Source organism: Mesorhizobium sp. M7A.F.Ca.US.010.02.1.1 (assembly GCF_004023085.1).
In the GTDB taxonomy this organism is placed as follows: Bacteria; Pseudomonadota; Alphaproteobacteria; order Rhizobiales; family Rhizobiaceae; genus Mesorhizobium.
Window position 1 is genome coordinate 191,188 of record NZ_RZRV01000004.1, and the last position, 19,157, is coordinate 210,344.

General features: G+C 63.2%; 20 protein-coding genes. 14 read left to right on the plus strand and 6 right to left on the minus strand.

Features of this window, described 5'->3' with window-relative positions:
• Positions 1–184: 184 nt before the first annotated feature.
• The 3 genes from EOA19_RS05895 to EOA19_RS05905 form a co-directional block, all read right to left on the minus strand.
• Positions 185–1,624 carry an FAD-binding oxidoreductase gene (locus EOA19_RS05895; protein WP_128302991.1) on the minus strand — a complete coding sequence of 480 codons (1,440 nt, stop codon included), beginning with the start codon at positions 1,622–1,624 and terminating at the stop codon, positions 185–187.
• A gap of 238 nt (positions 1,625–1,862) precedes the next feature.
• Positions 1,863–2,795, minus strand: a complete 933-nt coding sequence (locus tag EOA19_RS05900) for a dimethylarginine dimethylaminohydrolase family protein (RefSeq protein WP_128302992.1) — start codon at positions 2,793–2,795, stop codon at positions 1,863–1,865.
• Positions 2,796–2,817: 22 nt separating this feature from the next.
• Positions 2,818–4,401 carry an amidohydrolase gene (locus EOA19_RS05905; protein ID WP_164892862.1) on the minus strand — a complete coding sequence of 528 codons (1,584 nt, stop codon included), beginning with the start codon at positions 4,399–4,401 and terminating at the stop codon, positions 2,818–2,820.
• A gap of 84 nt (positions 4,402–4,485) precedes the next feature.
• Here EOA19_RS05905 and EOA19_RS05910 point away from each other — a divergent pair, with 84 nt between their 5' ends.
• The 5 genes from EOA19_RS05910 to EOA19_RS05930 all read left to right on the plus strand — a co-directional run bounded on the left by EOA19_RS05910 (position 4,486) and on the right by EOA19_RS05930 (position 9,444).
• Positions 4,486–5,382, plus strand: a complete 897-nt coding sequence (locus EOA19_RS05910; protein ID WP_023812801.1) for a LysR substrate-binding domain-containing protein — start codon at positions 4,486–4,488, stop codon at positions 5,380–5,382.
• Positions 5,383–5,501: 119 nt separating this feature from the next.
• On the plus strand, positions 5,502–6,596 hold the full coding sequence (locus EOA19_RS05915; protein WP_128302994.1) for an ABC transporter ATP-binding protein: 1,095 nt from the start codon (positions 5,502–5,504) through the stop codon (positions 6,594–6,596).
• A gap of 67 nt (positions 6,597–6,663) precedes the next feature.
• Positions 6,664–7,779 (plus strand): ABC transporter substrate-binding protein, encoded by a 1,116-nt coding sequence (locus EOA19_RS05920; protein WP_128302995.1) that lies wholly within the window; start codon positions 6,664–6,666, stop codon positions 7,777–7,779.
• Positions 7,780–7,804: 25 nt separating this feature from the next.
• Positions 7,805–8,638, plus strand: a complete 834-nt coding sequence (locus EOA19_RS05925) for an ABC transporter permease (RefSeq protein ID WP_128302996.1) — start codon at positions 7,805–7,807, stop codon at positions 8,636–8,638.
• On the plus strand, positions 8,638–9,444 hold the full coding sequence (locus EOA19_RS05930; RefSeq protein WP_128302997.1) for an ABC transporter permease: 807 nt from the start codon (positions 8,638–8,640) through the stop codon (positions 9,442–9,444). The genes EOA19_RS05925 and EOA19_RS05930 overlap by 1 nt, the downstream gene beginning before the upstream one ends.
• Here EOA19_RS05930 and EOA19_RS05935 read toward each other — a convergent pair.
• Complete coding sequence (locus tag EOA19_RS05935; RefSeq protein WP_128302998.1) at positions 9,441–10,226, minus strand: fumarylacetoacetate hydrolase family protein; 786 nt, start codon at positions 10,224–10,226, stop codon at positions 9,441–9,443. The genes EOA19_RS05930 and EOA19_RS05935 overlap by 4 nt on opposite strands.
• A gap of 290 nt (positions 10,227–10,516) precedes the next feature.
• Here EOA19_RS05935 and EOA19_RS05940 point away from each other — a divergent pair, with 290 nt between their 5' ends.
• From EOA19_RS05940 to EOA19_RS05980, 9 genes are all read left to right on the plus strand, one after another.
• A complete protein-coding gene (locus tag EOA19_RS05940) occupies positions 10,517–10,924 on the plus strand; it encodes a DUF3168 domain-containing protein (protein WP_128302999.1) in 408 nt (135 codons plus the stop codon).
• 175 nt (positions 10,925–11,099) lie between these two features.
• The gene (locus EOA19_RS05945) at positions 11,100–11,402 is read left to right on the plus strand and encodes a hypothetical protein (protein ID WP_127257297.1); all 303 of its coding nucleotides are present in this window, start codon (positions 11,100–11,102) and stop codon (positions 11,400–11,402) included.
• A gap of 118 nt (positions 11,403–11,520) precedes the next feature.
• The gene (locus EOA19_RS05950) at positions 11,521–12,186 is read left to right on the plus strand and encodes a response regulator transcription factor (RefSeq protein ID WP_023812809.1); all 666 of its coding nucleotides are present in this window, start codon (positions 11,521–11,523) and stop codon (positions 12,184–12,186) included.
• A complete protein-coding gene (locus EOA19_RS05955) occupies positions 12,170–13,603 on the plus strand; it encodes an ATP-binding protein (RefSeq protein WP_128303000.1) in 1,434 nt (477 codons plus the stop codon). Before EOA19_RS05950 ends, EOA19_RS05955 begins: the two co-directional genes overlap by 17 nt.
• 186 nt (positions 13,604–13,789) lie before the next feature.
• Complete coding sequence (locus tag EOA19_RS05960) at positions 13,790–14,227, plus strand: hypothetical protein (RefSeq protein WP_023812810.1); 438 nt, start codon at positions 13,790–13,792, stop codon at positions 14,225–14,227.
• Between the two features lie 93 nt (positions 14,228–14,320).
• Positions 14,321–15,460: a c-type cytochrome biogenesis protein CcmI gene (gene ccmI / locus EOA19_RS05965; protein WP_023812811.1), complete on the plus strand. Its 1,140-nt coding sequence runs from the start codon at positions 14,321–14,323 to the stop codon at positions 15,458–15,460.
• 8 nt (positions 15,461–15,468) lie between these two features.
• Complete coding sequence (ccmE, locus tag EOA19_RS05970) at positions 15,469–15,912, plus strand: cytochrome c maturation protein CcmE (protein WP_023812812.1); 444 nt, start codon at positions 15,469–15,471, stop codon at positions 15,910–15,912.
• Between the two features lie 32 nt (positions 15,913–15,944).
• On the plus strand, positions 15,945–17,936 hold the full coding sequence (locus tag EOA19_RS05975) for a heme lyase CcmF/NrfE family subunit (RefSeq protein WP_128303001.1): 1,992 nt from the start codon (positions 15,945–15,947) through the stop codon (positions 17,934–17,936).
• Positions 17,933–18,397, plus strand: a complete 465-nt coding sequence (locus EOA19_RS05980; RefSeq protein ID WP_128303002.1) for a cytochrome c-type biogenesis protein — start codon at positions 17,933–17,935, stop codon at positions 18,395–18,397. The genes EOA19_RS05975 and EOA19_RS05980 overlap by 4 nt, the downstream gene beginning before the upstream one ends.
• Here the strand turns inward: EOA19_RS05980 and EOA19_RS05985 are convergent.
• Both EOA19_RS05985 and EOA19_RS05990 read right to left on the minus strand, forming a co-directional pair.
• Positions 18,394–18,702 (minus strand): type II toxin-antitoxin system RelE/ParE family toxin, encoded by a 309-nt coding sequence (locus tag EOA19_RS05985; RefSeq protein ID WP_128303003.1) that lies wholly within the window; start codon positions 18,700–18,702, stop codon positions 18,394–18,396. The two genes, EOA19_RS05980 and EOA19_RS05985, sit on opposite strands and share 4 nt — an antisense overlap.
• Entirely contained in the window at positions 18,699–18,968 is a 270-nt protein-coding gene (locus EOA19_RS05990) for a CopG family ribbon-helix-helix protein (protein ID WP_023812816.1), read from the minus strand. Before EOA19_RS05990 ends, EOA19_RS05985 begins: the two co-directional genes overlap by 4 nt.
• Between the last annotated feature and the right edge of the window lie 189 nt (positions 18,969–19,157).

Consider the following 19,157-nt stretch of genomic DNA (forward strand, 5'->3'; position numbering starts at 1 on the left):
AATTTCAGGGCGATGCATTCCGGAAGACTATTCCTCCATTTTTCCAGCACTCACAAGGGCGGCGAAGACACAGTATTGGGTTTGTTGCTGATGGGCCGGCCCGAGAATACAGCCCGGCGCCAACAGCATGTGCCCGCGCCTCCAGCGGAGGCGTGAGCTTTTTATCACTGCAGCACGGCGCGCCTCATGCGGCTCGCAAGCTTTCTTTCGGACGCAAATTCTGGTTCATGCGGAACAGGTTCAGCGGGTCGTAGCGCTGCTTGATTTCCAGAAGCCGTCGATGGTTGCCACCATAGGCCGCTTCGACCCGGTCGACCTCGTCCTCCGGCATGAAGTTCACGTAGGCGGTGCCGGCGGCATAAGGTTTGGCCGCCTCGTAGATTGAACGAGCCCAGTCGGTGCAAGCCTTGTCCATCGTGGGTTCGCGCCAGCGGGCGTGAACGTTCATGACGAAATGCGAACTGCGCTGTGGGAACGCCGTTGCATCCGCCTTGACGCGACCTGCCGCGCCGCCGACATGGCCGATAAATATCTCGCATTCGGGTCCCGGCAGCTTGGCTATTGCCCCCCTGACGACCGCAGCCGCCTCCTCGGAAAACTCGGTGAAGTCATGGCTCTTCCAGTAGTTGCGGGCGCCGGGCGTGAGCAGTGGGTCGAATGCCTGCTGCCAGCCGGTGAACAGGCTGGGGCCCACGACATCGGCAATCGGCGTGCCGATGGCTCGAAGTTTTTGCGTCGCCTTTTCGCCTGCCTCGATGTCGCCGCAATAGCACATGGCCAGCACCAGAACCTCCTTGCCATGCCACTCCGCGGGCAGGAAGGGCAGCGGCGGCGCCTGCCGCATGACCACCCAGCAGGTCAACTCGTCAGGTGCGGTCTCGAGCGCCTTGCGATACTCCCGCAGCACCTTTTCGGCATCGGCGAAGGGATGGACGACAAGCCCCGCCAGCACTTGCGGTCCAAACTCATGGAGTTCGAACTCGAATGCCGTGACGACGCCGAAATTGCCGCCGCCGCCGCGCAGCGCCCAGAACAAGTCCGGATTTTCGGCATGGCTGGCCCGGAGCAGTTTGCCATCGGCGGTGACCACATCGACGGAGGCAAGATTGTCGATGGTCAGGCCGAATTTGCGGGTGATCCAGCCGAAGCCGCCACCCAGCGTCAGGCCGGATATGCCGGTGGTCGAGTTGATGCCGGTCGGTACCACCAGCCCGAAGGCCTGCGTTTCCTTGTCGACATCGGCAAGCGTCGCGCCAGGCCCGACCCATGCCCGCCGCGCAGCGACATCGACCCGCACCGATTTCATCAATGACAGATCAATCATCAGGCCACCATCGCAGACCGCACTTCCGGCAATGTTGTGGCCGCCGCCGCGCACCGAGACGAGAAGCCTGTTCTCCCTGGCGAAATTCACGGCACTGATGACATCGGAAGCTCCGACGCAGCACACGATCAGCCCGGGCAGCCGGTCGACCGTGGCATTCCAGACGGTCCGTGCTTCGTCATACGCGGCATCGCCTTCGCTCAGCATTTTGCCGCGCAATTGTGCCGAAAACGCTTCCAGGGCTGCGGCGTCGACTGTCGTTTTGCCGCGTTCAAGCGTGGTGAGGCTCATGGTGTTCATGGTTTCCTCCCGATTTGCAGATGAGCTGTCCTCTCCCAAAAGACGTTTTTTACTGTGCGCTTATATTAGTTATCGCGCAAGTTTCGCATCGGGCAGCGTTGCGACTCGCAAGCGGGGCACACGGTGCCGCCAGCCGGCGATCTCAGCCGTTTTGCGCGCGCGACCTTGCACCCTCGGCCGCCCGGATGCCGATCATGCTGACGAATGTGAGCGAAGCAGCGTAGCGCTATCCCACTCCTCAGGCCGGTTCGCGCTTCAGCGCCTGCGCCATGCAGTGGATGCCGCCGCCGGTCTTCGAGATCTCGCTCATGTCGACGGCCGCGACCTCGAAGCCGCGCGCCTTGAGCTGACCGATCAGCGCCTGGCTGGAGGTCGGCGCGATCACCCGGTCCCTGCCCAGCGACATGAAGTTGCAGCCGAGGGCCATCGTATCCTGGAACGGCACGTCGATGATCTCGTGGCCCTTGCCCTTCAACCAGTCGACAATGCCGGGTTCGGTGCAGGCGAGGCAGACAGCGGTCAGTTTTTCGGCGATCGGCACCACCATCAGGTCGATATGAACATAATACTCGTCGATGAAGGCGATGCGGGTTTCCCAACCTTCCCTATCGAACCAGGCCTGCACCTGGCGAGCACCTTCCTCCTGCGTACGCGCGCCGCCGCAGCCGATCAGCACGACGCCATCCTCGATGACGTTGAAGTCACCGCCCTCGAACGTGCCTGCGGTGACCATGTCGTAGATCGGGATGCCGAGCTTTTCGTAGGTGCGGATCGCGGCATAGTTCTCGCCGCGCCGCCACCAGTTGGCCATGGCGGTGATGAAGGCGCCGTAGGGCGTCATGACGCTGGAATCGCGGGAATAGACCTGCATCGGCAGCTCAGGCGTCGGCTCGTGCCAGTGGATGTTGACGCCGAAATGCTCGTAGGCGGCGACCAGGTCCTTGTGCTGCGCCTGGGCGATCTGGACGTTGCAGGGTGCCTCGCGCAGATGCTTTCGCGACAGCGAGCTGGTCGACAGATGGCGCAGGAAATTGGGCGAACCGAGCAGGACGTCGGTCAGCACGTCGGTCTCGTTGGCGAAGCCCCAGGCGGTCAGCGGCTTGGTGCCGCCGGCCGGGTTGCGGCGCTGCAGCGAAAACGGCTCGGCGACAATGCGGTCATGAACGGTCATGGGGTGCTCCTCGTGAGGGTGTCTAATTGCTCGGTATCCACCAGTCGCGTCCGCGTGGGGTGGTGACATATTCAGGCCAACGAAATCCAATCGGCGGCTCGTAGTCGCAGAGCGGCGCGATCCAGTTCGAGCCGCCTATGCCGCCGCCGGTGCGGGCGACGAATTCATTCATCGCCGCATCGCGGGCGGTTTTGTCCTCGAGCAGGCGAAGGGCGGCGAGCGCGATCGTGCGGGAGGCGCAGGCCACCATCGGGTCGATGGTGGCGGGAATACCGCCCAACGCATTCATCACCCATGACGGATAGGGATAGCCGGTCTCCGAACGCAGCGCCGGGCGGGCGACATAGAAGCGCGCCGTCGGCGCATGCCACGACATGTCGGTGTAATCGTCGGAGGTCGAGTTGACTTGCGAGGGCGGCAGGTCGCGGCGCAGGATCGCTTCCGCCGCCTGCGGCTCGATCAAGCGCTCCAACTCTTCGATGAACGGCTCGTCGCTCGCCATGCGCCCGGCATTGACCTGTATTTCGCGCGCGACTGCCTTGGCGTCCTCGTCCCAGCGCGGCGGCCCGACCGTCGACAGTGCTTCATAGGCGATTTCGGCCATTACATGATTGGTAAGTCCCGGCCGTGACTTCGACACCCAATGCCGCTCGGTGCGGCAACCACTCATCGCTGCCGCCGCCTCGGCATTGCGGTCGAGCACCGCGGTGACCTGCTCGGCCATGGCAAGCGTCGGCACGCGGATCATGTACTGGATCTCGGCCAGCCCCGCCGGCAAATTGTCGGCGGTTGCTTGTCCCGCCGTCAGGATCGCTTCGCTGATCGACCAGCCGCCCTGATGCGGCAGCATGGAATCGCGCAGAGCCTTGGAGGCCATGTACATCATCAACAATGCGTCGTTGGCGCCGGGGGCGCGCGCCGCCGAATGTGCTTGCGGAATGGGTGCAGCACCCGCAGCCAGCGCCCAGCGCTCCGGTTGGTCGCAGATGAAGCGATAGATCATCGCGTAGGCCGCGCCGCAATGCGTGTCCCAGCGCGCCGTGTTGCAGAGCGGCAGCATGTAGAACGGATGAAAGGAGATCATGCCGGCAAGGCCGTCATAGTAGCCCTTGGCGGCATGGATCGGCTTTGACCCGCGCACCTTTTCCGCCGGCTCGCCGGTGAAGCGCAGCGTGCCTGATATGCCGTGGCGCTGCATCGCTGCCTTGGTCGCCAGCAGCCCGCCGAGGCTCGAAATCCCGAGGCCGGAATGCGGGTCGGTATGGCCGCCGGCCTGGTTGCCAAGTCCCCGGCGCGGACGCTCGACCGTAGCGGCATCCTGGCAATTGCCCGGCACCGCGTCGTATTCGGCGTACATGCCGATGGTCGGGCCGGGGCCGTTGGTCCAATGCGCGCAGAAGGCGGTCGGCATGCCGCCGGAGCCTTCTTCGACGGAAAAGCCTTCGAGTTTCAGTCGCTCCACATACCAGGCGGCGGATTGATACTCGCGCCACGCGGTTTCGCCGAAATCGAAGATGGTGCGTGTCCACGCGGACAACAACGGCTGGATGCCGTCGAGACAGGCAAGGGCGGTTGCTTGCGCCGAGGTGGCCACCGGTTTCTCCATGGCATGAGAAGAAAGCAGTGAAGCGGTTCGCTAAAAAGTGATATGTTTTCCCGGTTCGTGCAAATTCGGTTCACCTGAGGCTCCTTGCGTATACCATCGACACAAGCGCTGCGCGCGCTCGACAGCTTCGCCCGGCACGGCAGCGTCTGGCGCGCCGCCGACGAGTTGCACCTGACCCGCAGCGCTGTCAGCCATCAGCTTCGCCTGCTGGAGCGCGACCTCGGCTTCGACCTGCTCGAACGCATCGGCAAGGGCGTGGCGCTGACGCCGCGCGGCCAGCGCTATGCCAGCGACGTGCGCAAGGCGCTGACCGTTCTGGGCGATGCGGTGACGCGTGATGCCGGCACCGGCGTCGGCGGCTCGTTCGCCGTCAGTTGCACGCCCGGCTTCGCCTCGCTGTTCTTGTGCACCCATATCGGCGAGTTCCGGCAGATGTATCCCGACGTGGCGCTGCGCATCCTGACGCCGCGCCGGCTCGACGATGTCAGCAACGCCGACGCCGATGCCTTCATTGCGTTCGGTGTCGGCAATTGGCCGAACCGGGCGGTCGAACCGCTCTGCGAAATCTCGTTCACGCCGCTCTGCAGCCCGACGCTGCTCAACAAGATCGGCGGCTTTTCCCGGCCGTCGGACGTGCTGCGCGCCAACCTGCTGCATCTCGATGACACCGAGGATTGGGCGCGCTGGCTGGCGTTGTCCAAGGTGGAAAACCCCGACATTGAGGGCGGCATCTTCTTTTCGGACATGAACCTCGTCTTCTCGGCGGCGATTGCCGGGCAGGGCATCGCCATGGGCGACGAACTGACCAGCCGGCGGGCGCTGAGCGAGGGCCGGCTGGTCAGGCCGTTCGACATCGCGATCAAGTCGCCGCGTTCCTATTTCCTGGTCTCCGAACACGCCAAGGCTTCGCATCCGGTGCTGGAAGCGTTCGCAGGATGGCTGCGGTCGAAACTCCAGGAGAACCGCATCCTGCCGTATTGAGTGCAGGTGGCGACATCTCGCCATAGATGAATGGAATTTGCCGATCAGGCGAAAACTATTCGGTTGCGGTGAGCCGGCACCCTGCCTACGATTTCGAAAAGCGTTAGGGAAAGGGCAGTATGCAGCAACCCGGCCGTGCCGCAGAGATCAAGGCAATCGGGATCGGCAAGAGCTTCGGCTCGTTCCGTGCGCTGGACAATCTGTCGCTCGATATCGGCCGTGGCGAGTTCCTGACCCTGCTCGGGCCGTCCGGTTCGGGCAAGACCACCTTCCTGATGATCCTTGCCGGCTTCGTGCAGCCGACCGAGGGCAAGCTGCTCAGCGACGGCGTCGACATCACCGACCGGCCGGCAGAGCAACGCGCCGCCGGCATGGTGTTCCAGGGCTACGCGCTGTTCCCGCATATGAGCGTAGAAGCCAACATCGCCTTCCCACTCAAGGTCCGCAAGAAATCGGCCGCCGACATCAAGCGCCGTGTCGGCGAGATGATCGAGCGCGTCGGCCTCAAGGGCCACGAGAAGAAACTGCCGGCGCAACTGTCGGGCGGCCAGCAGCAGCGCGTGGCGCTGGCCCGTGCGCTGGTGTTCGAACCGGGCGTGCTGTTGCTCGATGAGCCGTTTTCCGCGCTCGACAAGGGCCTGCGCGGCCAGATGCAGGCCGAAATGAAGCGACTGCACCAGGAGACCGGCACCACCTTCGTCTTCGTCACCCACGACCAGAGCGAGGCGCTGGCGCTGTCGTCGCGCGTCGCCATCTTCAATCATGGCAAGCTGCTGCAGGTCGGAGCGCCCGACGAGGTCTACGACCGGCCGGACAACCGCTTCGTCGCCGAGTTCCTTGGCGAGATCAACATGCTGCCGCTAAAGGGGGTCAAGCCCGCCGGCAATGGCTCGACCGGCCTGTGCGAAGACCGCGCGGTCAGCATGGGCTGCAAGGCCGAACTCGTGCGCGGCGATGCCATCCTGGCGATCCGGCCCGAATACATGTCGATATCGGGCGAGGCGGCAGATGGTGAGAATGGGATCGCCGCTACCGCCACCAACTCCACCTACCTAGGTGCTGCAACGCGGCTCGACCTGACAACGCGGCAAGGCGCCAAGGTCACGGTCTCGGTGCCGAACGAGGTGGCTGCCGCGGCGTTGAGCAAGGGTAACTCCGTCTGGCTCACCTGGCCGGCGGAAAAGGGTTTCCTTCTTCCGCATGGAGGACAATGACAAGCGGTGTGGCGAGACATCGCAGACCGCTTTCCGGCACTATCAACAACAAAAAAGGGGAACTGACATGACACATGATACCAAGAAACAAGCCATCGATAGCCTGTCCGCCAGGGCAGGTCGCGGCGAGATCTCGCGCCGGCAGTTCACACAGTTGGCGGCACTCGTGCTGGCCGGCACGCCGATGCTGCTGCGCTCGACAGGTGCCTTTGCGCAGGCCAAGGAACTTGTGCTGGTCAACTGGGGTGGCGATGCCATCACCGCCTACGATGCCGCCTATGGCCAGGCCTTCACCAAGGACACCGGCATCACCGTCAAGATGGACGGTTCGGGTCCGACCGAAGGCGCCATCGCCGCACAGTTCAAGAGCGGCGCGCCGACCTGGGATCTCGTCGACGTAGACCCGTTCTCGGCCATCACGCTCGGCGCCCAAGGGGCTCTCGAGCCGATCGATTACAACATCGTCGACAAGAAGAAGATGCGGCCCGGCTTTGGTTGGGAATACGCCGCCTCGACCTATTTCTTCTCCTATGTCATCGCCTATGATTCCGAGAAGTACGGCAAGGACGCGCCGACCGGCATGGCCGATTTCTTCGATGTGAAGAAATTCCCCGGCAAGCGCTCGCTCTACAAATGGGGCGTGTCGAGCTGGGAAGCGGCGCTGCTCGCCGACGGTATCGCGCCTGCGTCGCTCTACCCGCTCGACCTCAAGCGCGCCCATGACAAGATCGCCGCCTTCAAGGAAAACGTCGTTGCCTATTGGGGCGGCGGCGCCGAAAGCCAGAGCGTGCTACTCAATGGCGAGGCCTCGATGGCGATCGTCTGGTCGACCCGTGCCTCGCTGATCGAGCAGGATTCGGGCGGCAAGATCAAGTTCATCTGGGACCAGGGCCTGATCTCGCCCGGCGCGCTGGCCGTGCTCAAGGGCAACCCCGGCGGCAAGGACGCTGCGATGAAGTTCATCGCCAGTGCCCAGGACCCTGAAAAGCAGCTGGTCATGTTCGACAAGCTCGGCCAAGGTCCTGCAAACCCGGCGGCAGACGCGCTGATCCCCGCCGACAAGAAGCGCATCAATCCGGTCGATCCCGAGAACATGAAGAAGCAGATCGCGCTCGACATGGACTGGTACGCCAAGAATTATGGGCCGGCGCTCGACGAATACACCAAGATCATCTCGGCCTGATCAGGGGCGGGGTAATCGGGTCGAAATGAGATCCTATCTCTCCGACAGGATGGGCGCGGCGCTGTTGATGGCGCCGCTGCTCCTGTTTCTTGTCCTGACCTATGCCTGGCCGTTTCTCGGCGTCGTCAAATGGAGCTTTACACTGCCGACGCCCGGCCTCGGCCAGTATGAGGCGCTGCTCACCGACGATCTCGTGCAGTCGGTGTTCATCCGCACGCTGCGCATCGCGGCGGTCGTCACTGTCGTTTCGGTGGCAGCTGCCTACGCCATCACCGTCGTCTGGGTGCGTGGAACCCCGGCACAGCGCCTGATCGCCGAGTTCTGCATTCTCGTCCCCTTCTGGATTTCCGTGCTGACCCGTGCTTTCGGCTGGGTGGCGCTGCTCTCCAATCGCGGCCTGATCAACACCTGGTTGCAGGCGATCGGCTTCATTTCCGAACCGTTGGCGTTGGTGCGCAACGAATTCGGCGTCATCGTCGGCATGACGCACTTCCTCATTCCTTTCGCCGTTTTCCCGCTGGCATCTTCCATGCGCAGCCTCGACGACCGCGTGCTTTTAGCTGCGCGTGGCCTCGGTTCCAGCCGCATGCGCACCTTCTGGACGGTGTTCGTGCCGATGACGCGCTCCGGCATCATCGGCGCGGCGATGATCGTGTTCGTCTTCTCGCTCGGCTTCTTCGTCACGCCGGCGATCCTCGGCGGCGGCCGCAGCGTCATGATCGCCGAGCTGATCTATCTCAGGATCTTCCAGAGCCCGGACTGGGGTCTGGGTGCAGCGATCAGCGTCGTGCTGGTGCTGTTCGTCGGCGCGCTGATGGCGCTTTTGTTCCGCTATGTCAGACCGAAGCAGTTGATCTGATGCCGACCTACCGCCCCGGTCCTGTCTCGCTGATCATCGCCGCCTTCGTGGCGCTGTTCCTGCTGATGCCGCTGCTCGCCGTCATCCCGGTGTCGCTGACGCCGAGCCGCATGCTGGCTATGCCGTCGGGCGAACTGTCGCTGCGCCACTACCGGGCGCTGGTCGAGGACCCGCGCTGGTTCCAATCGATCCTGCTCTCGATCCGTATCGGTGTCGTCAGCAGCGCCTTTTCAACCGTGCTCGCGCTGTGCTTCAGCCTTGGCGTCTGGATGTTCCAGCCGCGCTTTACCGCAGCCCTGGTCGGCTTCGTCCTGCTGCCGATGGTGGTGCCGCCGGTGGTCTCGGCGATCACGCTCTACTTCCTGCTGACCTCGATCTCGGGCTTCAGCGCGTTCTTCGGCTACGACACCTGGCTTGGCGTCGCCATGGCGCATTCGGTGATGACCGTGCCCTTCGCCACGGTGCTGATGCTGGTCTCGCTCAGCCAGCTCGACCGCCGCATCGACCTTGCCGCGCGGGGCTTAGGCGCCACTGTGTGGGAGCGCGCCACCCGCATCATCATGCCCAACATCAAGTTCGGCATCATTACCGCGGCGCTTCTCTCCTTCGTGCTGTCCTGGGAAGAAATCGGCGTCACCCTGTTCATCACCTCGGTCAACGCCATCACGCTGCCCAGGCTGATGTGGATGGGCCTGCGCGACAACATCGACCCGGCGATCGCCGCGCTCTCGGTGATCCTGATCATCATCACCGTTCTGGTGCTGGCGGTGCGCAGTTTCGTGGCCAGGCAGCGTGGGGGCTATTAGACAAACCGCACGGAGACGCTGCCGAACCTGCCCAAATCGCCAATGACTTCGTCGCCGGCCTCGACCCCAATCGGCGTCACGCAGGTACCTGTAATCACCACCTGTCCCGGTTGGAGCGCTATGCCCAGGCCCGACAGCTCGTTGACGATCCAGGTGAGCGCGATGCGAGGATCGCCCAACACGGCTGCTCCCGATCCGCTATGTTGCGGCCTTCCGGAAACGGAGGCGACCACGGGGTGCTTTGCAAGGTCCACGTCTCGCCAGTCGTCCGCCGCCTCGCCGATGACAAACAGATTGGCGCAGGCATTGTCCGCAATGAGTTGCGGCGCCCCGACGGCGCAAAAATCGTCATAGCGTGAGTCCGGAATTTCGATCGCCGGGTGCAAGGTCGCCACGGCTTCCATCACCTCGGCGATTTCATAGGGTGCCGGACGAGGCGGCAGCTCGCGGCCGAAGCGGAAAGCGAACTCGATCTCGGCCACGCGCATCTTGCTCGTCGCCAGGGAAACGGTCCCGCCGACCTCCACCGCTTTTTCGGCCAGGAGACGTCCGGCCATCGGGCCGTCGACGTTGATGTGCCTTTGTCCGGCCAGACTGGTGGCGGCAATCTTCCAGCCGAAAAGAGGGGCCACCGAGCGATCCATGACGTGCGACTGGATAGCGTAACCTTCGATCCGTGTTTGTGGGCGCAACGCCTCAGGTATGGCGTCGAGACGGGTGCCCTTGTCCCAGTGGCCTACCAACAGCCGCGACGCAGCCCTGGTCTTTTCTGCATCGAGCATCATCAGCTTCCGAAATGGCTTCGTGGATCAAAAACGGCAAGGAACATTGCGTCATGCGACCTTGTATGGAGCGAGAATATGTGACCAGGAATCGAGAGTCCATGTTCACAGCTCGGTGCCCGCGGACGATGGTGTTGGCAAAGTCGCCCTTTCGAGATCATCGGCATCCATCATTCCGATGACGAATCGCCATCGCCTCCGCGCGTCGAATGGCTATATCTGTCAGAACACGCAGAACGCGGGCTTCCGAAAAGCAATAGTCGGCAGCGCAGGAACCGGAGGAAAAGACGATGACCGCGCCAGGCGATTTACAGCAGGCACTGTTTCTCAGGCTGAAAAGCGATGCATCGCTATCGGCCTTGCTGGGCGGCGCCGGACTGCTCGAACGGCCAACCGAGAATGCCGCTTTTCCGTACGTGACCTGCGGCCATACCTCCGCTTTTGACTGGGATACGGGCGCCGAGAACACCGACGATCAGTTGATTACGCTGCATGTCTGGTCGAAAGCCCATGGCGACGCCGAAACGCTAGCCATCATGGCCGCCATCCAGGCGCGCCTTGCCGACGCAGCATTGGTGATCGGCCCTCGCGGCCAGACACGACTGTCGCTGGAATTTGCCGAAGCCCGCCATGACGAGGATCTGCTCGTGCATCACGGGCTGCTGCGTTTTCGCGCGATAACCCAGGAAAATGCCTGATGCGCTTTCAATATGGTCAAAACGGAGTCTAGACTGGGCTTTCGCGGGATTTCACCTGTTCGAGGCGGTGAAATTCCAGATTGACTGTCTCGCGTTGCAGGGGTGTGGCGAGGATGTTTTCAGCGGCGTTCACCGTTCATTTCACGTTCAGCACCGATGCGTTACAACGCCGGTCATGAAAACGCTTCGCTCCCACTTCCGAACCGCGACACTGGCGCTTTGTGCTGCCGGGCTGTTCGCGTCGCAGGCGATGGCGATGCCGGTCATCGCGCCGCCCGAGTTGGCCAGTCCGATCGTACTGGCGGCGTCCGATTGCTACGCCATCGGCCAACAGGTGGCCGAACAGAATGGCGGAACGCTGGCCAAGGCCTCGCAGTCGACGCGCGGCGGCCAGCCGGTCTGTGTCATCGTCGTGCTCGTTCCGGGCAAGGACGGACAACGTCCGCGCCGTTCCGAAATCGTCGTTCCGCTGAACTGATCCAATCAACCTTAGGCTACGTTTCCCAGGCCGCCGGAATCGGCCTATATCTGCCCCAGTCTTCAATCTGACAAAGCTCTTCAACAGGTAAAGCTCTTCAACAGGTATCGAACTCCGCATGCGTGTACTCGTCGTCGAAGATGACAAGGATCTCAATCGGCAGATATCGGATGCGCTGGTCGATGCCGGCTATGTCGTCGACCGCGCCTTCGACGGCGAGGAAGGCCATTTCCTTGGCGACACCGAGCCCTACGACGCCGTCGTGCTCGATATCGGCCTGCCGCAGATGGACGGCATCAGCGTGGTCGAGCGTTGGCGACGCGGCGGCCGCAAGATGCCGGTGCTGATCCTGACGGCGCGCGACCGCTGGAGCGACAAGGTCTCCGGCATCGATGCCGGCGCCGATGACTACGTCACCAAGCCGTTCCACATCGAGGAGGTGCTGGCCAGGCTGCGGGCCCTGATCCGGCGGGCTGCCGGCCATGCCTCGTCCGAACTGACCTGCGGGCCGCTGCGTCTCGACACCAAGGCCTCCAAGGCCGATGTCGACGGCGTGCCGTTGAAACTGACGTCGCACGAATTCCGCCTGCTTGCCTATCTGATGCACCATATGGGCGAGGTCGTCTCGCGGACCGAACTGGTCGAGCATCTCTACGATCAGGATTTCGACCGCGATTCCAACACCATCGAGGTGTTTGTCGGGCGGCTGCGCAAGAAGATGGGCATCGACATGATCGAAACCGTGCGCGGCATGGGCTACCGCATGCGTGAGCCGGAGGCGTAACTCGGAACCGCTCAAACCAACCGCAAGGGCGCCGCTTTCGCTGCGTTTGTGGCCGCGTTCGCTGACGTTCCGCGTCATCGCCTTTTCCACGGTCTGGGCGATCGTGACGCTCGTTGTCATCTTCACGTTGATAACCACGCTCTACCGCCAGGCCAGCGAACGCGGCTTCGACAGCCTGCTTTCGGCGCATCTGTTCAACCTGATCGGTTCGATCGGCATCTCCGACAGCGGGGCGCTGACTGGCGCGCCAGACCTCGGCGACCTTCGGTTCTCGGAGCCGAATTCGGGCTGGTACTGGTCGGTGGAGCCCGCTTCGGAAGGTGTGCATGGTGATCTTCATTCGTCTTCGATGTTGAAAAACATCCCGTCGCCGAGCGTTGCCGATGTGCCGTTCAACGCCAGCTTCCAGCGCAGCTATCCGACCGAAGGCATCGATGGTGAGCAGCTCGAAGTGTTCGAGAGCGAATTCGTTCTCGATTCCAAGAACCGCGCCGCGCGCTTCCGCGTCATGGGCAACCAAAGCGAACTCGAACAGGAAATCGCTACCTTCCAGCGTCGCCTGCTGACTTACCTCTCCCTGTTCGGCGTCGGCATGATCGCCATCAACGCGATCGCCATCCTGCTTGGCCTGCAGCCGTTGCGCCGGGTCAGGAACGCGCTTGCCATGGTGCGCGAGGGCACCGCGCAGAGGCTCGACGGCCAGTTCCCAGCCGAGATCGAACCGCTTGCCAACGAAACCAATGCGTTGATCGAAAACAACAGGCGCATCGTCGAACGGTCGCGAACACAGGTCGGCAATCTCGCCCATTCGCTGAAGACGCCGCTGGCGGTGCTGCTCAACGAGGGCCGCGCGCTCGGCGGTGCCAAGGGGCAGCTGATCGCCGAACAGGCCGCTTCCATGCAGAAGCAGGTTGAACACTATCTCCAGCGCGCCCGCGTCGCGGCACAACGCGACAGCGTCGTCTACCGCACGCCGGTGACGCCGCTGGTGCAGCGCATGGTGCGGGTTATGCAGAAGCTCAATCCGCGGACAAATCTGTCGCTGTCGCTGCCGGCGGCCGAGATCGTCTTCGCCGGCGAGCGCGAGGACCTTGAGGAGTTGCTGGGCAATCTCCTTGAAAACGCGATGAAATGGGCAAAGAGCGCGGTGCAGGTTTCGGTCGTGCCCTTGACCGGCAAGGACGACCCGGCCGGCCTTTTCGAGATCGGCATAGAGGATGACGGTCCCGGCATTCCGGAGGACAAGGCGCGCGAGGCGCTGAAGCGAGGACGGCGTCTGGACGAGACAAAGCCCGGAACAGGTCTGGGGCTGGCCATTGTCGCAGACCTTGTCAACGAGTATGGAGGCGTTCTGGCGCTCGAACGGTCCGGTATGGGCGGATTGAAGGCGGTGGTGCGATTGCGGAGCCTTCAGTGATGTTCACTAGGGCCAATCGACATAGAGGGACGGGAGATGTTATTGGGCGGCATGTCGATTGGTCCTGCAGCGGCCAGCGGCCAAATTTCCGACAAATATCAATACTATGGCCACGCCAACTTCTCCGATGACGCGGCCCCCGGCGCATCCATGGCAGGCTCCCACTCAAGAAAATCGGTTGTTGGCATGAAGATTCGCGTCGCTCTCGTTTCCGCATTGCTGGCTGTTTCCGGCTGCACCACCTTGAGCGGCAAGGGTCCAACCGTGGCAGTGACACCGGCCTCGACACCTCCTTCCAGCGGCAAGGTGACCACGACGATCATTTCGGCGATGGGCGGCGGCCTCATCAGCGGGGCGATCGGCAACGGCCTCAGCGAGACCGAGAAGCGCAGCGCGCTCGAGGCTGAATACAAGGCGCTAGAATATACGACCAGTGGCCAGAAGGTGACGTGGAAGGGCGCTCAGGCTTCGCGCTACGGCGAGGTGGTTCCGGCCCAGCCGTACCGCGTCGGTTCGCAGGACTGCCGCCAGTACACGCAGACGGTGTTTTCCGCCGGTGCCGGGGTCACGGCGCGTGGAACCGCTTGCCGCAACGCCGATGGCAGCTGGACGCCGCTGACCTGACGACCGTCTGCCGACGATTGGCGGCTGGCGTCGTCAAAGCGTCGCAGCATGCATCTGTTGGCACGGCAGAGCTCTGCCGGTATTGGAAGAACCATGCTGTTCTGGGTCATAGCCGCCATTCTCACGCTGGGTGCAAGCCTGGCGGTGCTGCTGCCGCTGGCCGCCAGCGCCAAGGGCGCGTCGTCGAGCGGCGAACATGATCTCGAAGTCTATCGGGACCAATTGTCCGAGCTTGACCGCGACGCCGCGCGTGGCTTGATCCAGCCGGCCGAAGCCGCCGAGGCCCGCGCCGAGATCGCTCGCCGCATCCTTCGCCTTGACAATGCGGGTGCCGTCGGCGGCGCAAACCCTGGCCGAGCGCCGGTCACGGCAAGGCTGGTGGCAACCGTAGCCGTGCTGGCGGTGCCGCTGGTCAGTTGGGGGCTCTATGTCAAGCTTGGCTCTCCTGACCTGCCGTCGCAACCGCTCAGCGAGCGGTTGGCCAAGAATCCTGCCGACAGTTCGGTCGACGAGCTGGTGGCGCGGGCCGAAGCCCATCTGGCCGCCAATCCCACTGACGGCAGGGGCTGGGACGTGCTGGCACCGGTCTATCTGCGCATGCAGCGCTTTTCCGACGCGGCAGGAGCCTATCGCAACGCCATTCGGCTCGATGGCGACAGCGCCGTTCGCCAGGCCGGTCTCGGCGAGGCGATCGCCAGCGCGGCAGGCGGCATTGTCTCGGCCGATGCCCAGGATGCTTTCGAAGCAGCCCTGAAGCTCGATCCGGCCAATGCGAAGGCCAGCTTCTACCTGGCCATGGCATTGGCGCAGGAGGGTCGCGCCAAGGAAGCGACCACGGCATGGCAGGCGATGCTGGACAGATTGCCGCCGGATTCGCCATGGCGCGGTGCCGTCGAGCAGGCGCTCGCCAAATCCGGAAGCTCCGACGTCGCTTCCGGCGGCGCCACCAACGGTCCCGATGCCGGCGATGTCGACGCCGCATCCTCGATGTCGCCGCAGGACCGGGAGACCATGATCAATACGATGGTTGCCGGCCTCGACGACAAACTGCGGCAAAATCCGCGCGATCCGGAAGGATGGATGCGGCTCGTTCGTTCCTATGTCGTGCTCGGCAAGGCCGATCAGGCGCGTGAGGCGCTCGGTCGCGCCATTGCCGTCTTTGGAGCCGACAGCGACCAGGCGAAGAAATTCACTGCCTTTGCCGCTTCGCTTGGGCTTGCGGCGACGGAGTAGAACAAGACATGACGCGCAAGCAGAAACGATTGTCGGTGATCGCGGGCGGGCTGGTCTTCCTGGCTGCCGCGACCGGGCTGACTTTTTACGCGCTTGGCCAGAAGGCCTCCTATTTCTACATGCCGGCCGATCTCACCACCGCCAGTGTTCAGCCTGGCCAGCGCATCCGGTTGGGTGGATTGGTCGAAAAAGGCACGATCCAGCGCGGGCAGGGGGCCACGGTCGGCTTTTCGGTGACCGACACGCACAAATCGGTCAAGGTCACCTACACCGGCATCCTGCCCGACCTTTTCCGCGAAGAGCAGGGCGTCATCACCGAGGGTACTTTCGGCCCGGACGGGGTTTTTGTTGCCGATAGCGTGCTGGCCAAGCATGATGAGCGCTACATGCCCAAGGAGGTTGCGGACGGCCTCAAGGCCAAGGGCGTCTGGCAGGAGAACAAGAGTGAATAGCTCCGGCATGAGAGCGACAATGGATCACGGGCATGGTTGAAACGGGACATTTCGCCCTCGTCCTGGCGTTTGCGCTTTCGCTGGTGCAGACGGTGGTGCCGCTGTTTGGCGCGCGCCTGAACAACCAGCGCCTCATGGCCGTCGGCGGTCCGGTCGCAGTGACCGGCTTTGCCTTGACGGCGCTGTCCTTCGCAGCGTTGGCGAGTGCCTATGCAAGCTCCGATTTCTCGGTGGCGAGCGTGTGGGAAAACTCGCATTCCTTGCAGCCGTTGATCTACAAGATCACCGGAACTTGGGGCAATCATGAAGGCTCGATGCTGCTTTGGGTGTTGATCCTGACCTTCTTCGGCGCGCTCGTCGCCGCTTTCGGCTCCAACCTGCCGGCGACGCTGCGCGCCAATGTGCTTGCGGTGCAAGGCGCCATCGGCGCCGCCTTCTTCCTGTTCATCCTGGCGACGTCCAATCCGTTCATCCGGCTCAATCCGGCGCCGATCGAAGGCCGCGATCTCAACCCGATCCTGCAGGATCTCGGCCTCGCCATTCACCCGCCTTTTCTCTATCTCGGCTATGTCGGCTTCTCGATCTGTTTTTCCTTCTCGGTTGCCGCTCTCATCGAAGGCCGCATCGACGCGTCCTGGGCACGCTGGGTGCGGCCGTGGACGCTGGTCGCCTGGATGTTCCTGACCGGCGGCATCGCCATGGGATCGTACTGGGCCTACTACGAGCTCGGTTGGGGCGGTTTCTGGTTCTGGGATCCGGTCGAGAACGCCTCCTTCATGCCGTGGCTGGCGGGGACCGCGCTGCTCCATTCGGCCATCGTCATGGAAAAGCGCTCGGCGCTGAAGATCTGGACGCTGCTGCTCGCCATCCTGACCTTTTCGCTGTCGCTGCTCGGCACCTTCCTCGTGCGTTCAGGCGTGCTGACCTCGGTGCACGCCTTTGCCACCGATCCGACGCGCGGCGTGTTTATCCTGTGCATACTGACGCTGTTTATCGGCGGCTCGCTGGCGCTGTTTGCGCTGCGCGCTTCCCGGCTGACGACCGGCGGCCTGTTCCAACCGATTTCCCGAGAAGGGGCGCTGGTCCTCAACAATCTGTTCCTGACGACGGCGACGGCGACCGTCCTCGTCGGCACACTCTATCCGCTCGCCGTCGAAGCCTTTTCAGCCGACAAGATCTCGGTCGGCGCGCCGTTCTTCAATCTCACCTTCGGACCGCTGATGGTGCCGCTGCTGCTCGTGGTTCCGTTCGGGCCGTTGCTGGCCTGGAAGCGCGGCGATGTCTTCGCCGTCGCGCAGCGCCTTATGGTGGCCTTTGCAGCGGCGCTGTTGGCGACGCTGGTCACCGTTCTGTTCATCGACGGCGCCTCGGTGTTTGCAGCCCTGGGCGTTGGCCTTGCCGTCTGGCTGATCCTTGGCGCGCTCACCGACCTCGCCGTCAAATCGGGGGTCGGCAATGTCGCAGCGGGGATCATGGTCAGGCGCTTGCTCGGCCTGCCGCGCTCGGTCTTCGGCACCGCCTTCGCTCACCTTGGCTTGGGCCTGACCACGCTCGGCATCGTCGGCACACTTTGCTTCGGCACCGAGAAGATCCTGTCGATGCATGCCGGTGAGACCGTCGAACTGTCCGGCCATACGCTGCGTTTCGTCGGGCTTCATCCGGCCCAGGGACCGAATTACAGCGAGGATCTCGGCCGCTTCGAACTGATCGGCGTCAGCGGCAGCCCTGTTGGCGAAATCAGCTCCGCCAAACGGTTTTATCCGGTGCGGCAGATGACGACGACGGAATCGGGCATCAGGACGATTGGTTTCTCGCAGCTCTACATCTCGCTCGGCGACGAGGGCAATGACGGTTCCGTCGTCGTCCGTCTGTGGTGGAAACCGCTGGTGACGTTGATCTGGGGCGGCGGCCTGATGATGATGGCGGGCGCGGCGATGTCACTGATGGACCGGCGCCTGCGCGTCGGCGCGCCGTCGCGGCGGCGCAAGCAGGCGAGCGCGGTGCCATCCGCGACCCTGCCATGAACGCGCGGCTTTCTCTGACCTCCATTATCCTGCTGCTGGCGCTGTTCTTTGCCGGCACGGCCTCGGCGGTGAAGCCTGACGAGGTGCTGCCTGATCCAACGCTGGAGGCGCGGGCGCGGGCGCTGTCGGAAGGCTTGCGCTGCATGGTCTGCCAGAACCAGTCGATCGACGAATCCGATGCCGACCTTGCCCGCGACTTGCGCGTCCTTGTGCGTCAGCGCCTCGTCGCCGGCGACACCGACCAGCAGGTCATGGACTACGTGGTTTCGCGCTATGGCGAGTTCGTGCTGCTGAAGCCGCGTTTCGACCTGCGCAATGCGTTGCTATGGGGCACGCCCGTCCTGCTGTTGCTGATAGGAGGCGTTTTCATCGTGCTGACCGCGCGGTCGCGCCGCGTGCTGGCGACCAATGCGTTGACCACTGAGGAACAGGCGGCGCTGGACAAGATACTAGGCAATTAGCTTGGCCATTCCTCCGAGGGCCAGTCTCGCGACGTGTGAATGACGCGCAGGATAACGACGCTCTGACGGCCAGCGATTGGGCGCAACTCATAGGCAATGATGTAGGGCAGGCGGTCGATGAGCTTCTCATATGTGCCTGTCACTCGGCCTGGGCGGCCCGTCGCCATCTCACCAAGGCCCTGGCCCATTTCATGAATACGATCCGCCAGGCGTCGGGCGGCAGCAGGATTGTCCTGAGCGATAAAGGCAACTTGCTGCTTAAGATCGTCCAGCGCTTCTCGCGACCAGGCGACGAACCGCTTCACGCCTTGCCCAAGCGCCTGGCTTCCGCCGATTCGATGACTGCGTCGATTTCCGCCATCGCATCGTCGTGAGGCACGACACGGCCAGCCGCCGCGTCTTCCATGCCGCGTTTGATGCCTTCAATGATATCGAGTTCGCGATCGACGTAGGCCGAGACCGCCTCGGCGGCGAGGAACGATTTGCTACGCCGGGTGTCGGTGGCGATCCGCTCCAGCTTCAGCTTGGTTTCGGGAGAGACCCGGATGGTCATGGTGGTGCTTGCTGTCATTTATGAAAGCCTTGTGCTGAGTTGTGTACAAGATAGCACATCGGACATGGCAGCCAAGGGGATTGTACGTCCCCTGACTCCCAAACATTACCAAAGTTTCATGTGTCGGAAATGGCGCTGTAATGTGTGCCGCTCTAATTCTCCTTTCCTGAGGATGCCGACCAAGCAGCGTCCGTTGAAAGAGGATAA